The 18,986-nt window shown below is 67.4% G+C and carries 18 protein-coding genes and 1 other RNA gene; 10 read left to right on the top strand and 9 right to left on the bottom strand.

Annotated elements, in window-relative coordinates:
* Position 1: 1 nt before the first annotated feature.
* Positions 2-1,255 (bottom strand): aquaporin, encoded by a 1,254-nt coding sequence (locus tag G1H11_RS15060; protein WP_163819402.1) that lies wholly within the window; start codon positions 1,253-1,255, stop codon positions 2-4.
* A gap of 250 nt (positions 1,256-1,505) precedes the next feature.
* Between G1H11_RS15060 and panB the strand changes: the two genes are divergently transcribed.
* Positions 1,506-2,342, top strand: coding sequence for a 3-methyl-2-oxobutanoate hydroxymethyltransferase (gene panB / locus G1H11_RS15055; RefSeq protein WP_163819401.1), 837 nt, complete (start codon positions 1,506-1,508; stop codon positions 2,340-2,342).
* 169 nt (positions 2,343-2,511) lie between these two features.
* Here the strand turns inward: panB and G1H11_RS15050 are convergent, their stop codons facing one another.
* Positions 2,512-2,718 carry a hypothetical protein gene (locus G1H11_RS15050; RefSeq protein ID WP_163819400.1) on the bottom strand — a complete coding sequence of 69 codons (207 nt, stop codon included), beginning with the start codon at positions 2,716-2,718 and terminating at the stop codon, positions 2,512-2,514.
* Positions 2,719-2,803: 85 nt separating this feature from the next.
* Between G1H11_RS15050 and map the strand changes: the two genes are divergently transcribed.
* Positions 2,804-3,652 carry a type I methionyl aminopeptidase gene (gene map / locus G1H11_RS15045; RefSeq protein ID WP_343074865.1) on the top strand — a complete coding sequence of 283 codons (849 nt, stop codon included), beginning with the start codon at positions 2,804-2,806 and terminating at the stop codon, positions 3,650-3,652.
* 34 nt (positions 3,653-3,686) lie between these two features.
* Here the strand turns inward: map and G1H11_RS15040 are convergent, their stop codons facing one another.
* Positions 3,687-4,337, bottom strand: a complete 651-nt coding sequence (locus G1H11_RS15040) for a TetR/AcrR family transcriptional regulator (RefSeq protein ID WP_216843771.1) — start codon at positions 4,335-4,337, stop codon at positions 3,687-3,689.
* A gap of 130 nt (positions 4,338-4,467) precedes the next feature.
* Here G1H11_RS15040 and G1H11_RS15035 point away from each other — a divergent pair, with 130 nt between their 5' ends.
* Positions 4,468-6,087, top strand: coding sequence for an MFS transporter (locus G1H11_RS15035; protein ID WP_163819398.1), 1,620 nt, complete (start codon positions 4,468-4,470; stop codon positions 6,085-6,087).
* Here the strand turns inward: G1H11_RS15035 and G1H11_RS15030 are convergent.
* Positions 6,074-7,021 carry a cupin domain-containing protein gene (locus tag G1H11_RS15030; protein ID WP_163819397.1) on the bottom strand — a complete coding sequence of 316 codons (948 nt, stop codon included), beginning with the start codon at positions 7,019-7,021 and terminating at the stop codon, positions 6,074-6,076. The two genes, G1H11_RS15035 and G1H11_RS15030, sit on opposite strands and share 14 nt — an antisense overlap.
* Positions 7,022-7,115: 94 nt before the next feature.
* Here G1H11_RS15030 and G1H11_RS15025 point away from each other — a divergent pair, with 94 nt between their 5' ends.
* The 4 genes from G1H11_RS15025 to rnpB all read left to right on the top strand — a co-directional run bounded on the left by G1H11_RS15025 (position 7,116) and on the right by rnpB (position 10,307).
* Positions 7,116-7,949, top strand: a complete 834-nt coding sequence (locus G1H11_RS15025) for an NmrA family NAD(P)-binding protein (protein ID WP_163819396.1) — start codon at positions 7,116-7,118, stop codon at positions 7,947-7,949.
* Between the two features lie 50 nt (positions 7,950-7,999).
* The gene (locus tag G1H11_RS15020) at positions 8,000-9,025 is read left to right on the top strand and encodes an NADP-dependent oxidoreductase (protein WP_163819395.1); all 1,026 of its coding nucleotides are present in this window, start codon (positions 8,000-8,002) and stop codon (positions 9,023-9,025) included.
* 114 nt (positions 9,026-9,139) lie between these two features.
* Positions 9,140-9,889 carry a polyphosphate--glucose phosphotransferase gene (gene ppgK / locus G1H11_RS15015; RefSeq protein WP_163819394.1) on the top strand — a complete coding sequence of 250 codons (750 nt, stop codon included), beginning with the start codon at positions 9,140-9,142 and terminating at the stop codon, positions 9,887-9,889.
* Positions 9,890-9,931: 42 nt separating this feature from the next.
* Positions 9,932-10,307: RNase P RNA component class A (gene rnpB / locus G1H11_RS15010), an RNA gene on the top strand.
* Between the two features lie 353 nt (positions 10,308-10,660).
* Here rnpB and G1H11_RS15005 read toward each other — a convergent pair.
* From G1H11_RS15005 to G1H11_RS14995, 3 genes are all read right to left on the bottom strand, one after another.
* Positions 10,661-11,101, bottom strand: coding sequence for a VOC family protein (locus tag G1H11_RS15005; RefSeq protein ID WP_163819393.1), 441 nt, complete (start codon positions 11,099-11,101; stop codon positions 10,661-10,663).
* A 233-nt stretch (positions 11,102-11,334) separates the two neighbouring features.
* The gene (locus G1H11_RS15000) at positions 11,335-11,976 is read right to left on the bottom strand and encodes an alpha/beta fold hydrolase (protein WP_163819392.1); all 642 of its coding nucleotides are present in this window, start codon (positions 11,974-11,976) and stop codon (positions 11,335-11,337) included.
* A 99-nt stretch (positions 11,977-12,075) separates the two neighbouring features.
* Complete coding sequence (locus tag G1H11_RS14995; protein WP_163819391.1) at positions 12,076-12,330, bottom strand: hypothetical protein; 255 nt, start codon at positions 12,328-12,330, stop codon at positions 12,076-12,078.
* 300 nt (positions 12,331-12,630) lie between these two features.
* On the opposite strand from G1H11_RS14995, the gene G1H11_RS14990 reads away from it, so the two are divergent.
* Entirely contained in the window at positions 12,631-14,754 is a 2,124-nt protein-coding gene (locus tag G1H11_RS14990) for an SNF2-related protein (protein ID WP_163819390.1), read from the top strand.
* 108 nt (positions 14,755-14,862) lie between these two features.
* On the opposite strand, the gene arfB is transcribed toward G1H11_RS14990, so the two are convergent.
* Both arfB and G1H11_RS14980 read right to left on the bottom strand, forming a co-directional pair.
* Complete coding sequence (gene arfB / locus G1H11_RS14985) at positions 14,863-15,288, bottom strand: alternative ribosome rescue aminoacyl-tRNA hydrolase ArfB (RefSeq protein ID WP_163819389.1); 426 nt, start codon at positions 15,286-15,288, stop codon at positions 14,863-14,865.
* A gap of 25 nt (positions 15,289-15,313) precedes the next feature.
* The gene (locus tag G1H11_RS14980) at positions 15,314-16,366 is read right to left on the bottom strand and encodes a substrate-binding domain-containing protein (RefSeq protein ID WP_163819388.1); all 1,053 of its coding nucleotides are present in this window, start codon (positions 16,364-16,366) and stop codon (positions 15,314-15,316) included.
* A gap of 258 nt (positions 16,367-16,624) precedes the next feature.
* Here G1H11_RS14980 and ngcE point away from each other — a divergent pair, with 258 nt between their 5' ends.
* Positions 16,625-18,061: an N-acetylglucosamine/diacetylchitobiose ABC transporter substrate-binding protein gene (gene ngcE / locus G1H11_RS14975; RefSeq protein ID WP_163819387.1), complete on the top strand. Its 1,437-nt coding sequence runs from the start codon at positions 16,625-16,627 to the stop codon at positions 18,059-18,061.
* A gap of 7 nt (positions 18,062-18,068) precedes the next feature.
* Entirely contained in the window at positions 18,069-18,986 is a 918-nt protein-coding gene (locus G1H11_RS14970) for a carbohydrate ABC transporter permease (protein ID WP_163819386.1), read from the top strand.

Genomic DNA, 18,986 nt, shown 5'->3' with positions numbered 1-18,986 from the left:
GCTAGTCGTCGAGCAGGCCCTTGTGCTCGGGCGGCAACTCCCGGGCGACCGGGGGCGGAGGGGGAGGCGGGGTGTCGGGCTTACGTGGTTCACCGGGTTCCGGCTCGGGTGTTACCGGCTCGGGCTCCGGGAGGGGTTCGGGCCTCGGCTCCGGCTCAGGCTCAGGCGTCGCCGGCTCAGGCTCAGGCGTTACTGGCTCGGGCTCGGGCGTTACCGGCTTGGGCTCCGGGCGAGGTTCGGGCCTCGGCTCGGGCTTGGGCTCGGGCTCGGGCTTGGACAGCGGTTCCGGCTGCCGCTCTCGATCCGTATCCCGTTCGGACTTCGGCGTCGGCTTCGGGTCCGGCGAATGTCCCGGTACAGGTTCCTGCCCTCGCCGCGACTCAGTGGACACCGACGCGGAGCGGGGCCGCTTGAAGCGCGCCGTCGGTGAGTCACCGACTTTGAGCGAGGACTGGGATGGCCGGGCCGCCTCCAAGACCGGGGCCGGCTCCTGCGAACCATCCCTGGCAGTGACGCCTCGCTCGTCCCGGCGAGGAGCATTGTCCCGGGCATGAGCCTCGTCGCCGGTAGGAGCGTCGAGGACGGCGTCGTCGGTGACCTCAGGAGGCGCGCCGATGACGAACTCGAAAACCGCCCAGGCGAGCACCGCGCCGAGGAGGGGCCCTACCAGCCACGAGAGAATCCCGCCCCATTCACCGCCGACCACGGCGGGGCCGAAACCGCGAGCCGGGTTCAGTGCTCCACCGGTGAGCTCAGCGATGGCGAAGATGCCTCCCACGTAGGCGAGGCCGATGGCGAACGGATACGCCGAGAGCGGCGCCCGCTGGTCGACGATCGTGCCGAACACGACCAGGACGACGACGAAGACCGCGATCGCCTCAAGCGCCATAGCACCGATGATGTTCAGCCCGGCCACACTCACGGGGTCCGGAGCGGCCGCCGAGACGACGTCGCGGCTCATCACGAGCAGGACAACCACGGCGGCGACGATCCCTCCGATCAGCTGCGCCGCCCAGTACATGACAGCGCCGACGATGTCGATCCGCCGGCCAAGAAGCAGCCCGAGCGTCACCGCGGGATTGAAATGACCACCGGATACGTGCCCGAGGGCCGCCACCAGGGCGAGCACGATCAAACCCTGCGCTAGCGCATACGATGTCAGACCTCCCGTGGCGATGGTCAAGATCGCGACGAACGTCAGCGCGAACGCGCCGATGCCCTCCGCGACCGCGTTACGCACCCACATCTGAGGCATGTGTCAATCCACTCCCGCTTGTACGTTTTGCCACGTTTCGTGACGATTCCGACCGCATCCGCGGACCGGCCCGCCTATGGCAAGGCTATGCGAACCGGTACCCCCACGCCCGGCCATCGACACCGACAAGCGCGGCTCGGCTGGAGGGCGAGGGCGCTGGAGCCGGACACGGCTCGCCGGAAAGTGGGAGAATCCGTGGTGTCAGGGGACCCGATCCGCGGGCCTCGAGACGATGTGAAGGAGTCTTGTCATGACCGTTGAGAAATCGCCGCTGTACGGCGGCGAGGCCAATCGGCGCATCACGATCCGGGATCTGCGCACTGCGAAGGAGCGCGGTGAACGCTGGCCCATGCTCACCGCCTACGACATGTACACGGCGGAGATCTTCGACCAGGCCGGCATACCGGTCTTGCTGGTGGGAGATTCGGCGGGAAACAACGTGTACGCCCACACGGACACCATCCCGGTCACCATCGAAGAGATGATGCCGCTGGCCAGGGCCGTGGTCCGGTCCGCGAAGCGCGCCTTGGTCGTGTGCGACCTGCCGTTCGGCTCGTACCAGATCGGCTCCGAGCAGGCTCTGGCGACATCTATCCAGGTCATGAAAGAGACTGGCGTCCAGGCGGTCAAACTCGAGGGCGGTCTGCCGGCTGTGGACTCGGTGCACCGGATCGTCGAAGCGGGCATCCCGGTCATGGCCCACGTCGGATTCACCCCGCAGAGTGTCAACGCGATCGGCGGCTACCGGGTGCAGGGCAGAGGCGCCCAGGGTGAAGACCTCCTCACCGCGGCGCTGGCACTGGAAAAGGCCGGGGCGTTCTCGATCGTGCTGGAAATGGTCGCCGCGGACGTCGCCGCGGAGATCACCAAGCGGCTGTCCATCCCGGTGATCGGCATCGGTGCAGGTCCGGACTGCGACGCGCAGGTGCTGGTCTGGCAGGACATGGCAGGGATGCGCTCCGGCGCGATGCCCCGGTTCGTCAAGGCCTACGGTGATCTGCGCGCCGGCCTGACCTCCGCCGCGAAGGCGTTCGCCGAGGACGTCACCACCGGGCAGTTCCCCGGGGAGGAGCACACCTACCGCTGACAGGCGGGTCGTAGCTCCAGCACAGGCGCACGCTCACCGCATGCCGCCTACCTGATGCCGGGACGGGCCGCAGGCGGCAGCCAACGGCCCCGGAACGCGTTGATCATGGGCGAATGTGCCCCGTGGCCGCACCAGAGGCGGCGTTCGCCCATGATCGACGCGATGTGAGTCAGCGGTCCCCGTTGTCCCAGCCCTTGCCCCACTCACGCTCGCGCTGGTCTTCCCGCTCCATTTGTTCCGTGCGCGCCCGCGCACGGGCCGGCGCTTCGGCGGCCTCCTCCGCGGTGTCGTAGGGGCCGAGCCGCCGATCATTGGGACACCCCGCCTCCGGCTCGACCTCGGAGTGAATCAAGCACCAATACCACGGTCCGTTCATGCCCGGCTCCTTCCATCTCCGCCACGATCACCCTAGCCGCGACCGGCTCGTCGGGCTGGGTGATCCGCACCTAGACTGGCCTCTCGTGAGCCCTCTCGTACCCGGTACCGTCTCGCCGCAACGCACCGTGCCGTCGTCCATCCCCCGGCCCGAGTACGTCGGGCGTCCCGCACCTGCCCGGTTCACCGGTTCGGAGGTGAAGGACGCCGAGACGATCGAGCGGATCCGCACCGCGGCCCAGCTGGCGGCGCAGGCCCTGCAGGTGGTCGGCAAGCACATCGAGCCGGGCGTCACGACCGACGAGCTGGACCGGATCGGTCACGAGTTCCTCTGCGATCACGGCGCCTACCCCTCCACGCTCGGCTACCGCGGCTTCCCGAAGTCACTGTGTGCCAGCGTGAACGAGGTGATTTGCCACGGCATCCCCGACTCCACCGTCGTCGCTGACGGCGACATCGTCAACATCGACATCACCGCCTACATCGGCGACGTGCACGGCGACAACAACGCGACGTTCCTCGCGGGCGACGTCGACGAAGAAAGCCGCCTCCTGGTGGAACGCACCCACGAGGCGCTCATGCGGGGCATCAAGGCGGTGCGCCCCGGGCGCGCCGTCAACGTCATCGGCCGGGTGATCGAGTCCTACGCGAAGCGGTTCGGCTACGGCGTGGTCCGCGAGTTCACCGGGCACGGCGTCGGAGAGTCGTTCCATTCCGGCCTGGTCATCCCCCACTACGACGACCCCGGCTCCACCACGCTGATCGAAGCCGGCATGGTGTTCACCATCGAGCCGATGCTCAATCTCGGCACGCACGAGTGGACCATGTGGAACGACGGCTGGACGGTGGTCACCAAGGATCTGCGCCGCTCGGCCCAGTTCGAGCACACCATCCTCGTCACCGACTCCGGCGCGGAGATCCTCACCCTCCCGTGACGAGACGGCCGGCCCGCGTGGCACGCTTCGCCGGTCAGGTGGCGTGCCGGTGCGTCCCGCCGTGCCGATGACTGATCTCCACCAGGGCACGGAAGTCGACGGCGACCCCGCGCAGGACGAGATCCACGGCGTCGGCCGCGCGCTCACTGCAGAACGGCGCATCGGCCAGGAGGCTGCCCTGAAAGACGAGTGAGGCGAGCAGGTCGACCACGAGCTCGGCATCCGTGTCCGGACGCAGATGCCCCCGGTCGATCGCCCGCCGTACGGTCTGCATGAGTGCCTCCCGCGGCGGGCGGACGAGGGCGTCGGTCAGCTTCTGGTTGAGCTCCGGGTCGGGCGCACACTCGGCGATCAGGGGCGCGAGCACACCGGGCGGCATACGGCGGATGACGGCGTCGACGAGCAGTTCCACCCCGTCGATAAGGTCGCATCGGGTGCACCCGGTGTCAGGCACCGGCGGCCGCACCAACACCGTGGTAAGCGCGGCGATGATCAGCTCCTGACGGCGTCGCCAGCGTCTCGCGATGGACGGCTTGGTGGTTCCGGCCCTGGCAGCGACCCCCTCCAAGCTGAATCCCGCGTAGCCGTACTCGCGCAGCACCGCCAGTGTCGCCTCGAGCACCGACCTGTCGATGGCCGGATCACGCGGCCTGCCGACATGCCGTGTCATCTCCTGGGGCGCCATACCCGCCAGGTTACGCGGCGCGGCAACGTGCCGTAGGTCACATCGCTTCCGGCCGACTAGAGAGGAATTTAAATACGCATCGGAACGTAATGCAGAGTGACATTGACCGATTCCACCGAAGGACACCCGCATGACTGACGCCGCTTCCCGGGCTGGGCGCCGCGAATGGCTCGGACTCGCCCTGCTCGCTCTGCCTACGATGGTCATCGGCCTCGATCTGACAGTGCTGCATCTCGCTGTTCCCAACATCAGCGCTGATCTGCAGCCGAGCAGCTCGCAGCTTCTGTGGATCACCGACATCTACGGCTTCATGATCGCCGGCTTGCTGATCACCATGGGAACGCTCGGTGACCGGATCGGGCGCCGGCGGCTGCTGATGATCGGCGCTGCCGCGTTCGGGCTCGCCTCGCTGCTCGCGGCCTACTCCACCAGTGCCGAGATGCTCATCGCCACCCGCGCGCTGCTGGGTGTCACCGGCGCTACTCTGATGCCGTCCACGTTGTCCCTGATCAGCAACATGTTCAAGGATCCCCAGCAGCGAGCGTTCGCCATCGCCGCATGGATGATCAACTTCATGCTCGGCGGCGCCATTGGGCCGTTGGTGGGCGGCGCGTTGCTGGAAGAGTTCTGGTGGGGCTCGGTCTTCCTCATCGGCGTGCCGGTGATGGCCCTGCTGATCGTTCTCGCTCGTGTCCTGCTGCCCGAGTACCGCAACCCGAACGCGGGCCGTCTCGATTTCGCCAGCGTAGGCCTGTCTCTCGTCGCGATCCTGGCGGTCATCTACGGCATCAAAGAGCTGGCCAAGGGCGGTTCACTCGGGGTGACGGTACTGACCATCGCCACCGGCCTCGCCGTTGGGACAGTCTTCGTGCGGCGGCAGCGGCACCTCGACGACCCGGTCATGGACGTCAGCCTGCTCACCCGCCGGTCCTTCAGCACCGCGCTGGCCGCCCAGCTGGTGAGCCTGCTGGTCATTGCTGGCACGCAGTTCCTGATCCTGCAGTACATGCAGTCGGTCCTCGGCATCTCCGCTCTGCGCGCGGGAGCACTCATCGTGCCGGCCATGCTCCTCTCCGTGGTGACGTCGCTTCTGGCCCCCGCGCTGGCGCGGCGGGTCGGCCATGCCCGGGCGATCAGCGCAGCGCTGATCCTGGCGGCAGCCGGGCTGCTCGTCATCACCCAGGCCACCCCCGAGTCGGGCCTGGCCGCGGTCGTGGTGGGCTTCAGCGTCCTCAGCATCGCCGCCAACCCGGCGGTCGCCCTCACCTACGATCTCGTGATCGGCAGTGCACCGCCTGAGCGCGCCGGCACCGCATCCGGCATGGCGGAGACGGCCTCCGAGCTGGGGCTGGCACTCGGCGTGGCCGTCGGCGGGAGCATCGCCACCGCTGTCTACCGCGGATCCCTGACGAGTGACAACCTGCCCCCCAGCCTGTCACCGCAGGCCGCGGAGACCGCCCGGGACACTCTCGGTGGCGCGGTGGACGTCGCCGCACAGGTGCCCGGCGAGGTCGGCGACGAACTGCTGGACGTGACGCGTGCGGCGTTCACGGACGGCCTCCAGGCGGCCAGCGTCGCCAACGCGGCGATCGTCGCGGGGGCGTCCGCGCTCGTGTTCGTCCTCCTGCGTCGTCGGCCCGGGACCGACGACGACATGAGCGACGTCGGCGTCATGCGCACAGAGGCCTCGCCCGGTGAGCCGTCGACCGGGACGACCGCCACCGGTGAGGAAACGCTCACGCCGCGGTAGCCAGCGCCCGGTGCTCGCTCGGACGGGTTCCGAGGTACCGCTTGAACGCACCGCTCAGGGCGTAGGCGCTGGAGTAGCCGACCTGCCGCGCGATCGACTCGATCGTCGCGTCGGTGTGTTGCAGCAGGTCGGCTGCGACGCTCAGACGCCAGTTGGTGAGGTATGCCATGGGCGGCTCCCCCAGCAGGTCGGCGAAGCGACGCGCGAACGTTGCCCGGGAGACGCCGGCCTCGGCGGCCAGCGACGCCACGGTCCACGGCTTTGCCGGCTCCTCGTGGATAGCTCGCAGGGCCATGCCCACCACGGGATCACCCCAGGCCCGGTACCACGGCGGCGCGCTCGCCTCGGGGCGAGCGAACCATTCGCGCAGCGTGCTCAGCAGCAGGAGGTCGAGCAACCGGTCCAGCACCGCCTGCTGGCCAGGGTCGTCCCGCTCGATCTCGGCGGTGGTTACGTCCAGCAGAGCGCAGGGCTCGTCGTCGCACGGAACCACCACCACCGGGGGCAGACCGTTCAGCAGCCGCTCCGAGATGCGGCCCTTGACCTGATACGTGGCGGTGAGCAGCACGTTGGGGCTGTCCCGGCTCTCGCCGCAGGTCCGTGTGCCCAGCATCACCTCCGCGCCCATCACTTGGCCATCGGCGGTGGTGCAGTGGTCCGGGCCGTGCATGACGTAGTACGGCGGCGTGTTCACCGAGATGTCGTCGGTCATGGAGAAATGCCCGCCGCCGACGACGAGGGCCATGTCCCGGGCTGCCAGCCGCACCGGGGCGGCGCCGTCGGGAACGATCCACCCGCCGCCGCGGAGCATGGTGACCAGGGTGAGTGGCGCACCGTCGGCGAAGCGCACCGCCCATGGCGTCTCCATCAGGGTGCGGCCGAACAGCGCGCCGCTGGAGCGGACCTCGTTCATCAGGTTGGCCAGGATGTCCACAGCGTCGATCCTAGCGTGAAAATGAGACGCTGGAATATCCAGACGAGGCTCGGGAGCATTCCGTCGTCCATCCGATCACGCTTGACTGGAGGGCATGACACAGAAACCGATCCTTGTTCTCGGCGGCACCGGCAAAACCGGCCGGAGGGTCGCCGCGCAACTCGCTCACCAAGGCCACCAGATCCGGGCGGCCTCGCGCCGCAGCCGCCACCGCTTCGACTGGGCCGATCAGAGCACGTGGAAGCCGGTGCTCGACGGTGCCCACGGCGTCTACATCATGCAGGACGATGCCGACGACGGGTCCCTGCTCCATGGATTCGTCGAGCTCGCCGTCACCACCGGTGTTCAGCGAGTGGTGCTGCTCTCAGCACGCGAGTGGGCGGACATGAACGAAGAGGCCGCCATGGCTCGTGAGCGCATCGTCCAGGAATCCGGACTGGAGTGGACCATCCTGCGCCCCGTCTGGTTCGCGCAGAACTTCAGCGAGGAGCCGTTCCTGAGCGTCGACGTGGCCGCCGGCGAGGTCACCCTCCCCACGGACGACGGGCGGCACCCTTTCGTCGACGCCGAGGACATCGCCGCCGTGGCGGTCGCGGCCCTGACCGAGAAAGGGCATGCGGGTCAGATCTACGAGCTCTCGGGTCCACGCGCCATCACCGTCGGTGAAGCCGTCGAGGAGATCGCCGCTGCCGCGGACCGCCCCATCCGCCATGTGCGCGTCTCAAGTGAGCAGTACGCGGATCACCTCGTACGCCGTGGCCTCTATCCGCGCGAGGTCGCCTCGGGCGTGGCCGCACTGGCCGAGTTCATCCGGCGCGGCGACGACGCCCGCCTGTCCGACGGTGTGCGCCGCGCACTGGGCCGCGAGCCTCGGGACTTCACCGAGTATGTCAAGACCACCGCCGAGGCCGGCGGCTGGCACGCCTGACGCGAGTCCACATCCCTTCTCACCTCTCGACCCCCCAGCACAGGAGTCTCATGTCCGCCACGAACACACCCTCCGACTCGATCAGCTACGAGATTCGGCTCGCCTCCCGGCCGGCGGGTGAGCCGAGCCTGGAGAATTTCGAACTGGCCAAGTCGGCTGTCCCTTCGCCAGGTGACGGTCAGGTCCTGGTCCGCAACACCTGGATGTCCGTCGACCCGTACATGCGTGGGCGGATGAACCCCGGCGAGTCCTACATCCCACCGTTCGAGATCGGCTCGCCGCTGGAAGGCAGCGCCGTCGGCGAGGTGGTCGCGTCGCGCTCCCCCGACGTGCCGGTGGGCAGTACCGTGACGCACTTCGCCGGCTGGCGCTCGCATGCGGTTGTCGACGCCGCGACGGTCGTCGTCGTCGATACCGCCGTCGCCCGCCCGCAGGACTATCTCGGCGCACTCGGGACCACCGGCCTGACCGCGTACGCCGCGCTGACCGACGTCACCCCGGTCCGGGACGGTGACGTGGTGTTCGTGTCCGCCGCAGCGGGGGCCGTCGGGAGTGTCGCCGGCCAGCTGGCCCGCCAGTTCGGCGCGTCGACGGTGATCGGATCCGCTGGCGGAGCGGAGAAGGCTGAACGGCTGGTCAAGGATTTCGGCTTCGACGTGGCGATCGACTACCAGGCGAGTTCTGTAGCCGCCCAGCTCGCGGATGCCGCACCCGGCGGCATCGACCTGTATGTCGACAACGTCGGCGGAGATCACCTGGAGGCGGCCATCGGTGCGCTTCGAGTGGGTGGCAGGATTGCTGGGATCGGCATGATCAGCGGCTACAACGCCACGACGCCGGTACCCGCGCCGAAGAACCTCTTCCAGGTGTACGGAAAACGACTGACCATTCGCGGCATGCTCGTCAGCGACTATTTCCACCTGTTTCCGGAGTACGTCGCCAAGGCCGCTGGGTGGCTGGCCGACGGCAGTCTGCGCACGTCGGAGACAGTGATGGAAGGCTTGGACCAAGCGCCGGCGGCGCTGCTCGGGGTACTGAACGGCGCCAACACCGGCAAGATGCTGGTCCGGCTCTGAACCGGCGTAGCGCCCACTGGCCTGGTGTCGGCTCGCCCGTCGGATGACGCGCCGCGGGTCGTCGCCGCTCCCCCGGGTTGGCCCGGCCTGCGGACATAGACCAAGCTAGGCGGGGTGACGGCGACGACGACTCTCGGTTTCGGCATCGACATCGGCGGCAGCGGCATCAAGGGTGCACCCGTCGACCTGGATAAGGGACAGTTCGCAGACGAGCGGGTGCGATTCTCGACGCCGGAGGCCTCGACCCCGGACAACGTGATCGAAATCGTGCAACAGGTGCTCGACGCGTTCGAGTGGCGCGGGCCGTTCGGGTGCACGTTCCCCGGCATCGTGCGCCGCGGTGTCATCGGCTCGGCCGCCAACGTCGACGACGCGTGGATCGGCGTCGATCTCGCAAGCGTCCTCACCGAACGCACCGGTCACCAGGTGGCTATCGTCAACGACGCCGACGCGGCCGGACTGGCTGAGAGCCGGTTCGGCGCCGCGGCCGGCACGGACGGCGTGGTCATCGTCACCACGCTGGGAACCGGGATCGGCAGCGCCGTCATCCACGACGGTGCTCTTCTCCCCAACACGGAGTTCGGTCACCTGGTCCTGCCCAATGGCAAAGAGGCCGAGAAGTGGGCGGCCGCCTCGGTGCGGGAGGAGAAGGAGCTCTCCTGGGAGACCTGGGCGGAGCGGCTGCAGGAGTACTACGCGCACCTGGAGTTCATCTTCTCCCCCGACCTGTTCGTCGTCGGCGGCGGGGTGAGCAAGAAGGCGGACAACTACCTGCCCCTGCTCGAGCTGAACACGCCGATCGTGCCCGCTGGCCTGCGCAACGACGGAGGCATCATCGGCGCCGCCCTGCTGGCCGCCGGGTGATCAGCAAGCTCGGCGACGGGGTATCCTCGAGGCTGAGAAGGGCGAGCTGGCCGGGCGGCCGCGGCGTCGCCGTCATGGCGTCGTCGAGGAAAGTCCGGACTCCACAGGGCAGGGTGGTGGGTAACGCCCACCCGGGGTGACCCGCGGGACAGTGCCACAGAAAACAGACCGCCGGCGCGCTTCGGCGTGCCGGTAAGGGTGAAACGGTGGTGTAAGAGACCACCAGCGTCCTGGGTGACCAGGGCGGCTAGGTAAACCCCACCCGGAGCAAGGTCAGACAGGAAGCGTTCGAGGGCGGCCCGCCCGAGCTTCCGGGTAGACCGCACGAGGCCGTCGGCGACGACGGTCCCAGATGGATGGTCGCCGTGTCCCGGTCCGCCGGGGCGCACAGAATCCGGCTTACAGGCCAGCTCGTCCTCTCACGTGCTCCGTTTCACCGACCCTCCGCCTGGCCAGCAGCTGTATCTTCCAACGCCTATCACCACTTGCCGGCATTTCGCGTTCTGATGTGTCCTCACTGTGCCCTCGTTCGGTGAGTCTCACCGAGACGAATCGGCCAGCCTGCCCGCCCATTCTGAGACATCGTCCTCATAGCTGCCCGTTCGTAGGTCGGAGTGGAGCGGGACAAGGATCGGCGGAGCCGATCACGTCGTGACGCGAGCTTGTGAGCGCCCTGGACGCGCGCGCGGAGGCCGGAGACTGGCGTCTGAGGGTGGCGTCGGTGGGTGAGTGTTCATTGGACGTCAATAGCGGAATGCGGAATGACGCGTGTCAGCCGATGTGCTCGAACAGGGACACGACGATCCCCTCGGGCCCGCGGACGTAGGCCATACGCACACTGCCCTCGTACTCACCGACCCCACCGACGAGCCCGTACCCGTGGGCAGCCACAGTGTCGATGGCCGCCTGGAGGTCGCCGACCTCGAAGGACACGTTGCGCAGGCCCAGCTCGTTGGCCATCGCCGCGGGCGACCCAGGCACGTGGTCGGGCGTGACGAAGCTCGCGAGCTCCAGCCGAGTTCCGCCACCGGGCGACTTCAGCATCGCAATCTCACAGTGTGCGCCCGGGATGCCGCAAACAGTCTCCACGAACTCGCCCTGCACGGATCCGGTGCCCTCGACCTCCAGACCCAGCCCGACGAAGAACGCCGTCACCGACTCCAAATCCGCGACGGTGATGCCGATGTGGTCGAAACGTTGTACGTGTGCCATGTGAGCCATCCTCCGACAGTGATCTGGTCGCTTCGATACTGGGACGAAGCCAGAGCCAGAATCTCGACAAGTTCTCGCCGGAGACTTGTCGTCATCCCCATCATGAGAAGTCGCCTCCGACAGGCATGTTGCTCTCACGGCGGTAAGACGCATCTCGAAGGACCCTGGGCGTCCGCGCAGGGCGCCTCGGGAAGCATGGCGGCCGTTGGCCGTCGACGGCAGCCCTTTCTGCGTTACCGAGCCTCGGCGGCGTACGCGATCAGCCGATCCGCCACCGCGAGCGGTTGGCTCAGGGATACGTAATGACCGCCGTCGATCTCGTCCGCCTCGACGCCGAGGCGTTCCCGGGCGTGCCGGCGCGCCCATGCCGCGGTGAACATGCGGTCGTCGCGGCACAGCAGATACCTCGTCGGCGTGTCCGGCCATGCATCCAGCGGCCACGGCTGCTGGATCGCCAGGGAGTCCTCACCGCGTCCTCGCCGTTTCGCTTCGGCCGCGAGCGCAGGCGGGACATCGTGGTAGAAGGCGTCGTCGTACCCGGTCTCCTCGTAGCCGGCGTTGTCCCACCAGTCAGCGAAGAGCTCACCTGGCGACGGAACCATCGCCGCGACCAGGACGAGCAGGTCGGCCGGCACCCGCGCACACACCAGTGGCGCGGTGAACCCGCCCAGCGAGTGCCCGACGACCACGACGTCGCTGCGGTTCCCGATCGCGCCGACGACGACGTCCGCGTACTCCTGCCAGCCCGCCGTCTCGTCTTCGCACGGCAGGTCGACAGCGACCGCGTCATGTCCTCGCCTGCGGAGTTCGGCCACCACCAAGTGCCAGTCCCAGGCGCTGCCGCCACCGCCGTGGACAAAAGCGTACGTTGTCACCGGCCAACCGTACGGGACCGTCATCCGTCGCGACAGCGACGGTCCCCGGTAACGCGACCAGGTCGCGCAGCAGTGTCCGACCGGACTTTGCTGCGCCGGTCACTCAGCTTGGGCAGCGACCTCTTTAGCCAGCTCCAGTCGCGCCATCTTGCGGAAGGGGCTGGCGATGCGGACCGTCTGGGTTCCGAAGTCGACGGTCACGGCCTCGGTCTCCTGACCCATGACGCGACCAACGCCGTACGTGTCGTGTGAGACCCGGTCGCCGAGGACGAACTGCTCGATGACTGGCTCGGACTGAGGTCGGAAAGGACTACTCGCAAGATGTCGCCGCTTGGCCGGCATTCGTTTCGTCATTGATACCAGTATGCGCTCTCGAGGCGGCGATGCCCTCATATTCCGGGTAACATAGGAGACAGCACCGGCTCGTCGGGTGTCCTCTGCGGAGGATTTCGTTCCAGCGGCGTCCGCTTCTTGTGAGATCGCTGTTTGACGTCGGTGCGTCGGCGCTGAGATACGCGTGATGGTTTCGTGTGTGAGCGTGCGCTTGTCAGGGGCGCGCTTGCCGTACCCGTTCGGCGGCGGGGACGGGGCGTCGCGGGCTCAGCCGGCCGGGATCTCGATCCCGGTCCAGGTACGTACTCAGCAGGAGGCTTGGTGGCACAACGTGCGCGTCGTTCCGGAGGGTCCGGGACAGCCCAGCGCGGCAAGCGTCGTCCGCGTGACAACGACGGGATCCTGCCCGTCCTCGCCAAAGCGGTCCGCGATGTCGAGACCCACGCCCAACGCGGGCGGATCGACGCGGCGAAGTTCCAGGCCGTCGCGTTGCTGGTGCGTGAGGAGCGTACGCGTGTCAAGGCCGACACGTCCGTGACCGACGCACAGCGGGACACCGAGCTGAGACGGCTGGACGGAATCGCGACAATCCTCGCGCAGACCGCGGCCCGCGAGCCCTCGCTGTTCTCCCTCCTCGACGAGGACGTCGAGGCCAGCGACTCGGCGTTGAAGCTGAAGCGTGAGATGCAGGTAGCCGGTGGCTTGGCACCAGATCCGGAGCCTGAGCGTCCGCGGACACCCCCGACCGAAGTACGCAGCGAGCGGCAGGTGGTGCCACAGTCGGTGGCCGCCGCGCAGCTGGCCAACCCGTTCCTCGCGCCGGACTTCGGCGACGCCACGCAGCGCCGCCCCGTGGAGCGACGCCTGGCCGGCTGGGAGCTGATCACGCCGCTGCTGAGTTCGTTCGAGAATGCCGTACCCGGCGCGCGGTCGTGCATGCATCTGCCCGAACCGACGCCGTCGCGGCTGCCTTCCGGGCTCGAGCTGATGCCGCACCAAGCCCGGGTGGTCACCGCCGCGGCTCACGGTCACCGGACGTACCTGCTGGCTGACGAGCCAGGACTGGGCAAGACCGCCCAGGCGCTGCTGGCCGCGCAAGCCGCGAATGCCTACCCGCTGCTGTGTGTGGTGCCCAGCGTGGTCAAGACGAACTGGGCCCGTGAGGTCGCCCTCTGGACTCCCTCGCGCAGCGTGACGGTGATTCACGGCAGCGGCGAGACGATCGATGGGTTCGCGGACATCGTTGTCGTGAACTACGAGGTGCTGGACCGCCACGTCGGCTGGATCGCCTCCCACGGCTTCCGCGGCATGGTCGTCGACGAGGCACACTTCATCAAGAACAAGAAGTCTCAGCGGTCTCAGCACGTCCTCGAGATCGCCGATCGGATCCGGCAGCGGGTCCCGCGCCCGCTGATGATGGCGCTCACTGGAACCCCACTGATCAACGACATCGACGACTTCCGCGCCATCTGGCAGTTCCTCGGCTGGATCGAGGACAAGAAGCCCGGTCCGCAACTCATGACGGCGCTGGAGGAGACCGGCCAGACTCCTGTCGATCGTGGCTTCCAGGCCGCGGCACGCCAAGCCGTCATCGATCTCGGCATCGTCCGTCGGCGCAAGGTCGACGTCGCCAGCGACATTCCGGCCCGGCGGATCGCTGATCTACCCGTTGAGCTCGACCTCGCCACCACCCGCTCCATCCGCACCGCAGAGCGTGAGCTTACGCTGCGCCTGGTCCAGCGGTACGACGCCGCGGTCGCCGCGCGCGCGGAACGGTCGGACACGATCGTCGAAGGCATCGACCACGAGCTTGTACGGCGGGTGGCACGTGGGGAGCTCAAGGACGCGGACCGGTCGTCGTCGGGCGAGAACGTGTTCGCCTTGGTACGCCGGATCGGCCGAGCCAAGGCCGACCTGGCGGCCGACTACGCCGCCCAGCTGGCTCGCAACGCGGGCAAGGTGGTGTTCTTCGCCAAGCACATCGACGTGATGGACGCTGCCTCGGAGCTGTTGGAGTCGCGGGGCATCGGCTACGCCGCGGTCCGAGGCGATCAGACTCCCGGCGTACGCCAGCGCAACATCGACGCGTTCGTCAACGACCCGAATGTGACGATCGTGGTCTGCTCTCTCACCGCTGCCGGCGTTGGGCTCAACCTCCAGGTCGCAAGCAACGTCGTCCTCGCCGAGCTCTCATGGACCAACGCCGAGCAGACCCAGGCGATCGACCGAGTCCACCGGATCGGGCAGACCGAACCCGTCACGGCCTGGCGGATAATCGCCGCCCAGACGATCGACGCCAAGATCGCCGAGCTCATCGACGCCAAGGCGGGTCTCGCGGCGCGCGCGCTCGACTCCTCTGACGAGGAGATCGCATCCTCGGCCGACGTCCAGCTCGAGGCACTGGTGGGAATGCTGACCGAGGCGCTGACCGACCGGCAGACATGAGTTCGTGCTGCCGACTCCTGCGTGACTCAGGCTCGATTCCGTTCCCCGGGAGGCTGGAATGTCGGCAAACTCGCCTCAGAAGTATCGGCACCACGTCCCGATAGGACGCTAGTCCTCGGTCGACCTACGTCTGCGCTTCGTTTCGCTGCGCTTTCGTTTGCTCGTCAGCCGTCGTTCGACCGAGCCCCGGCTGGGCTTGGTCGGGCGGCGGGCCCGCGCAGGCGGTGCTAAGGCCTCGGCCAGGATCTGTGCCAGGCGCGCTTCAGCTGCTTCCCTGTTGCGTAGCTGGGAACGGTGTTCGGAGGCGCTGACGGTGAGCACCCCATCCGTCAGTCTGCCGGCCAGCCGTTGCAGCGCACGAGCCTTCAGGGTCGGGCTCAGCGCCGCGGACGCGGCGACGTCATAGCTGAGCTCGACCCTGCTGTCCGTGGTATTCACCGACTGACCGCCCGGTCCCGACGAGCGGAAGAAGCGCCAGTGCAACTCGGCCTCCGGGATCACCACCGATCCGCGAACACGCACCGGACCAGGCATAACCCCCAGTGTGCCAGAGGCGTGTTCAGGCCGTGGTGGTTCCCTCGGACAGCTCGCACGCAATCCGCTCCTGCTCGGCGGCTTCGCCGGACACGTCGAGGCGGCGTAGCAGCATGCGAACGGCCGCGGCCCCGATCTCGCGGCTGGGGGTTCTCAGCTGGGTGAGCGCGGGATCCGGCGAAAGCACGTTCTCCCGATCGCCGTGGTCGCCGAGACCGGCGATGCTCAAGTCCTGCGGAACGCTGAGATTGTGGGCCAACGCGGCGTGGTAGATGCGATGTGCGACGTACGACGACTCCGCGACCACGGCCGTGCATTCCGCCTTGTGCGCGAAGTCAAGCACCCCGCGCTCGTCGGCGACATGGCGAACCTGCGGTAGATCCGGATTCGGGGCGCCGAAGGCGACCATGTGCGCGCGCCGGCGGCCCATTCGGTGACGTGCGCAGGCGGTCGTGAACCCGAGCCGGCGTTCCACCAGCGTCTCGTGGGTCCGGCGACCCACCACCATCAGGATCCGCCGGTGCCCGAGGGCGTACAGGCGGTCGACCACCGCCTCCGTGCCGGACTCGTAGTCTGCTGCGACCCACGAGATATCCGGGCCAGCCACCTCATGACGGCCGATCACCACGAACGGATAATCATCCTCGACGAGGCGGCGGATCTCGTCGCCGTCGATCTTTCCGCCGACGAGGATCGCTCCGTCGGCGAGCCTGAGCATGTTCGTGTCCCTGCCGAATATCGAGCGTTCGCCCGCTTCGTTGCGGGCTCCGGTGAACAGCAGGAGGTTGTGTCCCACGGCTTCGGCTTCTTCTTCGATACCCAGGAGGAACTCGTAGTAGAAGTCGCGGGTCTCTCGCGGGAAGAGCCGGTGGTAGGTGAATGCGCCGATGATCCGGTTCCGCCCGCCGGCCAGGCTCTGCGCGGCGACGTTCGGGACGTAATTGAGCTCACGGATGGCCTGCCAGACCCGGGCGCGCGTCTGCTCGCTGACCCGGATCGACGCTGCCTTGTTGTTGACGACCGTCGACACAATGGCCGTGGACACGTTGGCAGCTCGCGCGACATCACTCTGAGTCACGCGCCGTCCACCCACCCGCGAGCGTTCAGCCACGAGTACCTCCACACATCGAAAGAAAGATGCGGCCGAACTATTGACGACCACAACATGGTGAGCCTAGCATCTGCTAATGCGCTTAATCATAGCGCTTAATCATCCTGTGAGGAGCCGCGATGCGTCTTCAACCGCCGGCCAGCCCACAACCGCCCGCCGTAGTTCGACGACACGCTCAAGGCACCAGCGAAGTCCACGTTCCACGACCCACAGAAAGGAACACCGATGACCATCCGGCATTCGCGCGGACTTGACCGTCGCGCTTTCCTCCGGCTCAGTGGGACCGCCGCAGCGGCGTTCACGGCCGGCTCACTCGTGAGTTGCGGGCAGGGCACCGAGGCCGACACGCCGTCGGACGCCGGCCAGTCGGGCCCCCCGAATACCGAGCCCGATGCCGATAACCCGTTGAACGTTCCGCCTGACGAACCGCTGGAGACGGTGATCTTCAAGGGCGGTTATGGCGATCAGTACGTCATCGACGCGCAGGCGCTCTACGCCGAAAGGTTCCCAGACGCGGAGATCAAGCATCAGGGCGGCCAGGAACTCGGCAAGCAACTGCAGCCACGCTTCATCTCCGGGGACGTCCCCGACCTGATCGACAACTCCGGGGCGGGCAACCTGCCCATGGCGGCGTTGGTCGCTGACGGTCAATTGATGGACCTGACCCCGCTGCTGGACGCGCCGGCGATCGGCGCCGGCGGCAAGACAGTGCGCGAGACTTTGATCCCCGGTGTGGTGGACCTCGGCTCTTTCGGAGGGACACCGCATGCGCTGTACTATGCGTTCGTCGTGCACGGCATCTGGCACAGCAGGTCCCTGTTCGAGGAAAACGGCTGGCCGGAACCCGAAACCTGGGACGACATGCTGGATCTCTGCGCGGAGATCAAGTCCACCGGCATGTCGCCGTGGACGTATCAGGGTAAGAACCCCGGCTACATCCTCACGCCGATTCTCATGGCGGCGGCCAAAGCCGGCGGCCTGGACGTGCTCAAGAACATCGACAACCTCGAGGCCGGGGCATGGACGGCACCGCCGATGATGGCGGCAGCGGAGGCCTTCTACCAGCTCGTCGAGCGGGATTACATCCTTCCTGGGACGTCGGGCATGACGCACACCCAGGCCCAGACGTACTGGGCGACGGGCGAGGCCGCCTTTATCCCGTGTGGCTCCTGGCTGGAAAGCGAGCTCGGCGACGTCACACCAGAGGGATTCGACATGGTGGTCACCACGACGCCGGCCGTGACGGCATCCGACGCACTGCCCGGCACGGCGATCCGCGGCATGGGTTCCGAGCCGTACATCGTCCCGTCTCAGGCCAAGAATCCCATGGGCGGCATGGAGCTGCTGCGGATCATGCTGTCGCCGGAATCGGCGACGAATTTTACCGATCAGACGCAGACGCTGACATCACTGGCCGACTACGAGCCCACCAACGTCGGATCCGGCCTCACCTCCGTCCGCGAGGCGCTCGCGGCATCCGGCGACGACACCTTCTTCTGGCTCTACCACCAGTGGTACAGCGAGCTTTCGGCGAGCGTGAACGAGACCACCAGCCTGCTGATGACCGGTGAGATCAACCCCGACGAGTGGGCACAGCAATGCCAGAGCGCAGCCGACGCCGTCAAGGACGACGACTCCGTCACCAAGTTCCAGCGAGACTGACGCATCCATGCGGCAGGGAAGATACCGTTTCATCGTCGGTGCGCTGGCTGGCCCGATCGTGCTCTACGCCGTGCTTGTTCTCTGGCCGTATCTGCAGTCGTTCTATGTCTCGTTGACCGACTGGAGCGGCTACACATCGGAACGACGGCTCATCGGGCTGGCCAACTACGAGCGGCTCCTGAAGGACCCGGTCTTCTGGATCTCGCTGAGGCACAACCTTCTCGCCGCAGTGGTGCTGCCGGTGTTCTCGATCGGGCTCGGCCTGTTCTTCGCCACGATGCTGAACGTGGCCGGCCGGGCGAAGAAGGCCGCGGTACAAGGTGTGCGCGGCGCGTCCTTCTATCGCATCGTCTACTTCTTTCCGCATCTGCTGTCCATTGCCGTGATCGGTGTCCTCTGGTCGTTCGTCTACGATCCCACCGGCAACGGGCTGCTCAATGGCTTCCTCGGGCTTATCGGTATCGATCCGGTGAACTGGCTGGGGAGCACCAGGACGGCGTACTGGGCGATCCTGGCCGTGATTGTCTGGGTTTCGGTCGGGTTCTACGTGCTGGTGTTCACCGCCGCGATCGGATCGATTCCGCCTGACATGTATGAGGCTGCGATGCTGGACGGCGCGAGCCGCTGGCGCATCTTCTGGCGGATCACGGTGCCTTTGATCTGGGACACCGTTCAGGTCGCGCTCGTCTATGCCGGCATCAACGCGCTGGACATGTTCGCCATCGTCAACGTCATGTCGGCGGCCGGTGGGTCGGGTGGTCCCAACAACTCCACCCAGGTGCTGGGCAACTACATCTATCTGACGGCTTTCGAGCACGGCAGGTTCGGATATGCCACCGCCCTGGGAGTCGCCCTGTTCGTCGTGACCATCGTCCTGGCGGTGATCACGTTGCGATTCATGCGGCGTGACCGCGTGGTGTATTAG

It is taken from the genome of Phytoactinopolyspora alkaliphila (genome assembly GCF_010550695.1).
Taxonomy (GTDB): Bacteria; Actinomycetota; Actinomycetes; order Jiangellales; family Jiangellaceae; genus Phytoactinopolyspora; species Phytoactinopolyspora alkaliphila.
Note: the sequence above shows the minus strand (reverse complement) of the source record. Positions and strands in the feature narration are given on the sequence as shown.

Excerpts from the sequence above, each read along its gene's own strand:
- G1H11_RS15060 (WP_163819402.1), bottom strand. The coding sequence starts at position 1,255 with ATGCCTCAGATGTGGGTGCGTAACGCGGTCGCGGAGGGCATCGGCGCG.
- panB (WP_163819401.1), top strand. The coding sequence starts at position 1,506 with ATGACCGTTGAGAAATCGCCGCTGTACGGCGGCGAGGCCAATCGGCGC.
- G1H11_RS15050 (WP_163819400.1), bottom strand. The coding sequence starts at position 2,718 with ATGAACGGACCGTGGTATTGGTGCTTGATTCACTCCGAGGTCGAGCCG.
- G1H11_RS15040 (WP_216843771.1), bottom strand. The coding sequence starts at position 4,337 with ATGGCGCCCCAGGAGATGACACGGCATGTCGGCAGGCCGCGTGATCCG.
- G1H11_RS15035 (WP_163819398.1), top strand. The coding sequence starts at position 4,468 with ATGACTGACGCCGCTTCCCGGGCTGGGCGCCGCGAATGGCTCGGACTC.
- G1H11_RS15025 (WP_163819396.1), top strand. The coding sequence starts at position 7,116 with ATGACACAGAAACCGATCCTTGTTCTCGGCGGCACCGGCAAAACCGGC.
- G1H11_RS15020 (WP_163819395.1), top strand. The coding sequence starts at position 8,000 with ATGTCCGCCACGAACACACCCTCCGACTCGATCAGCTACGAGATTCGG.
- G1H11_RS15005 (WP_163819393.1), bottom strand. The coding sequence starts at position 11,101 with ATGGCACACGTACAACGTTTCGACCACATCGGCATCACCGTCGCGGAT.
- G1H11_RS14995 (WP_163819391.1), bottom strand. The coding sequence starts at position 12,330 with ATGACGAAACGAATGCCGGCCAAGCGGCGACATCTTGCGAGTAGTCCT.
- arfB (WP_163819389.1), bottom strand. The coding sequence starts at position 15,288 with ATGCCTGGTCCGGTGCGTGTTCGCGGATCGGTGGTGATCCCGGAGGCC.
- ngcE (WP_163819387.1), top strand. The coding sequence starts at position 16,625 with ATGACCATCCGGCATTCGCGCGGACTTGACCGTCGCGCTTTCCTCCGG.
- G1H11_RS14970 (WP_163819386.1), top strand. The coding sequence starts at position 18,069 with ATGCGGCAGGGAAGATACCGTTTCATCGTCGGTGCGCTGGCTGGCCCG.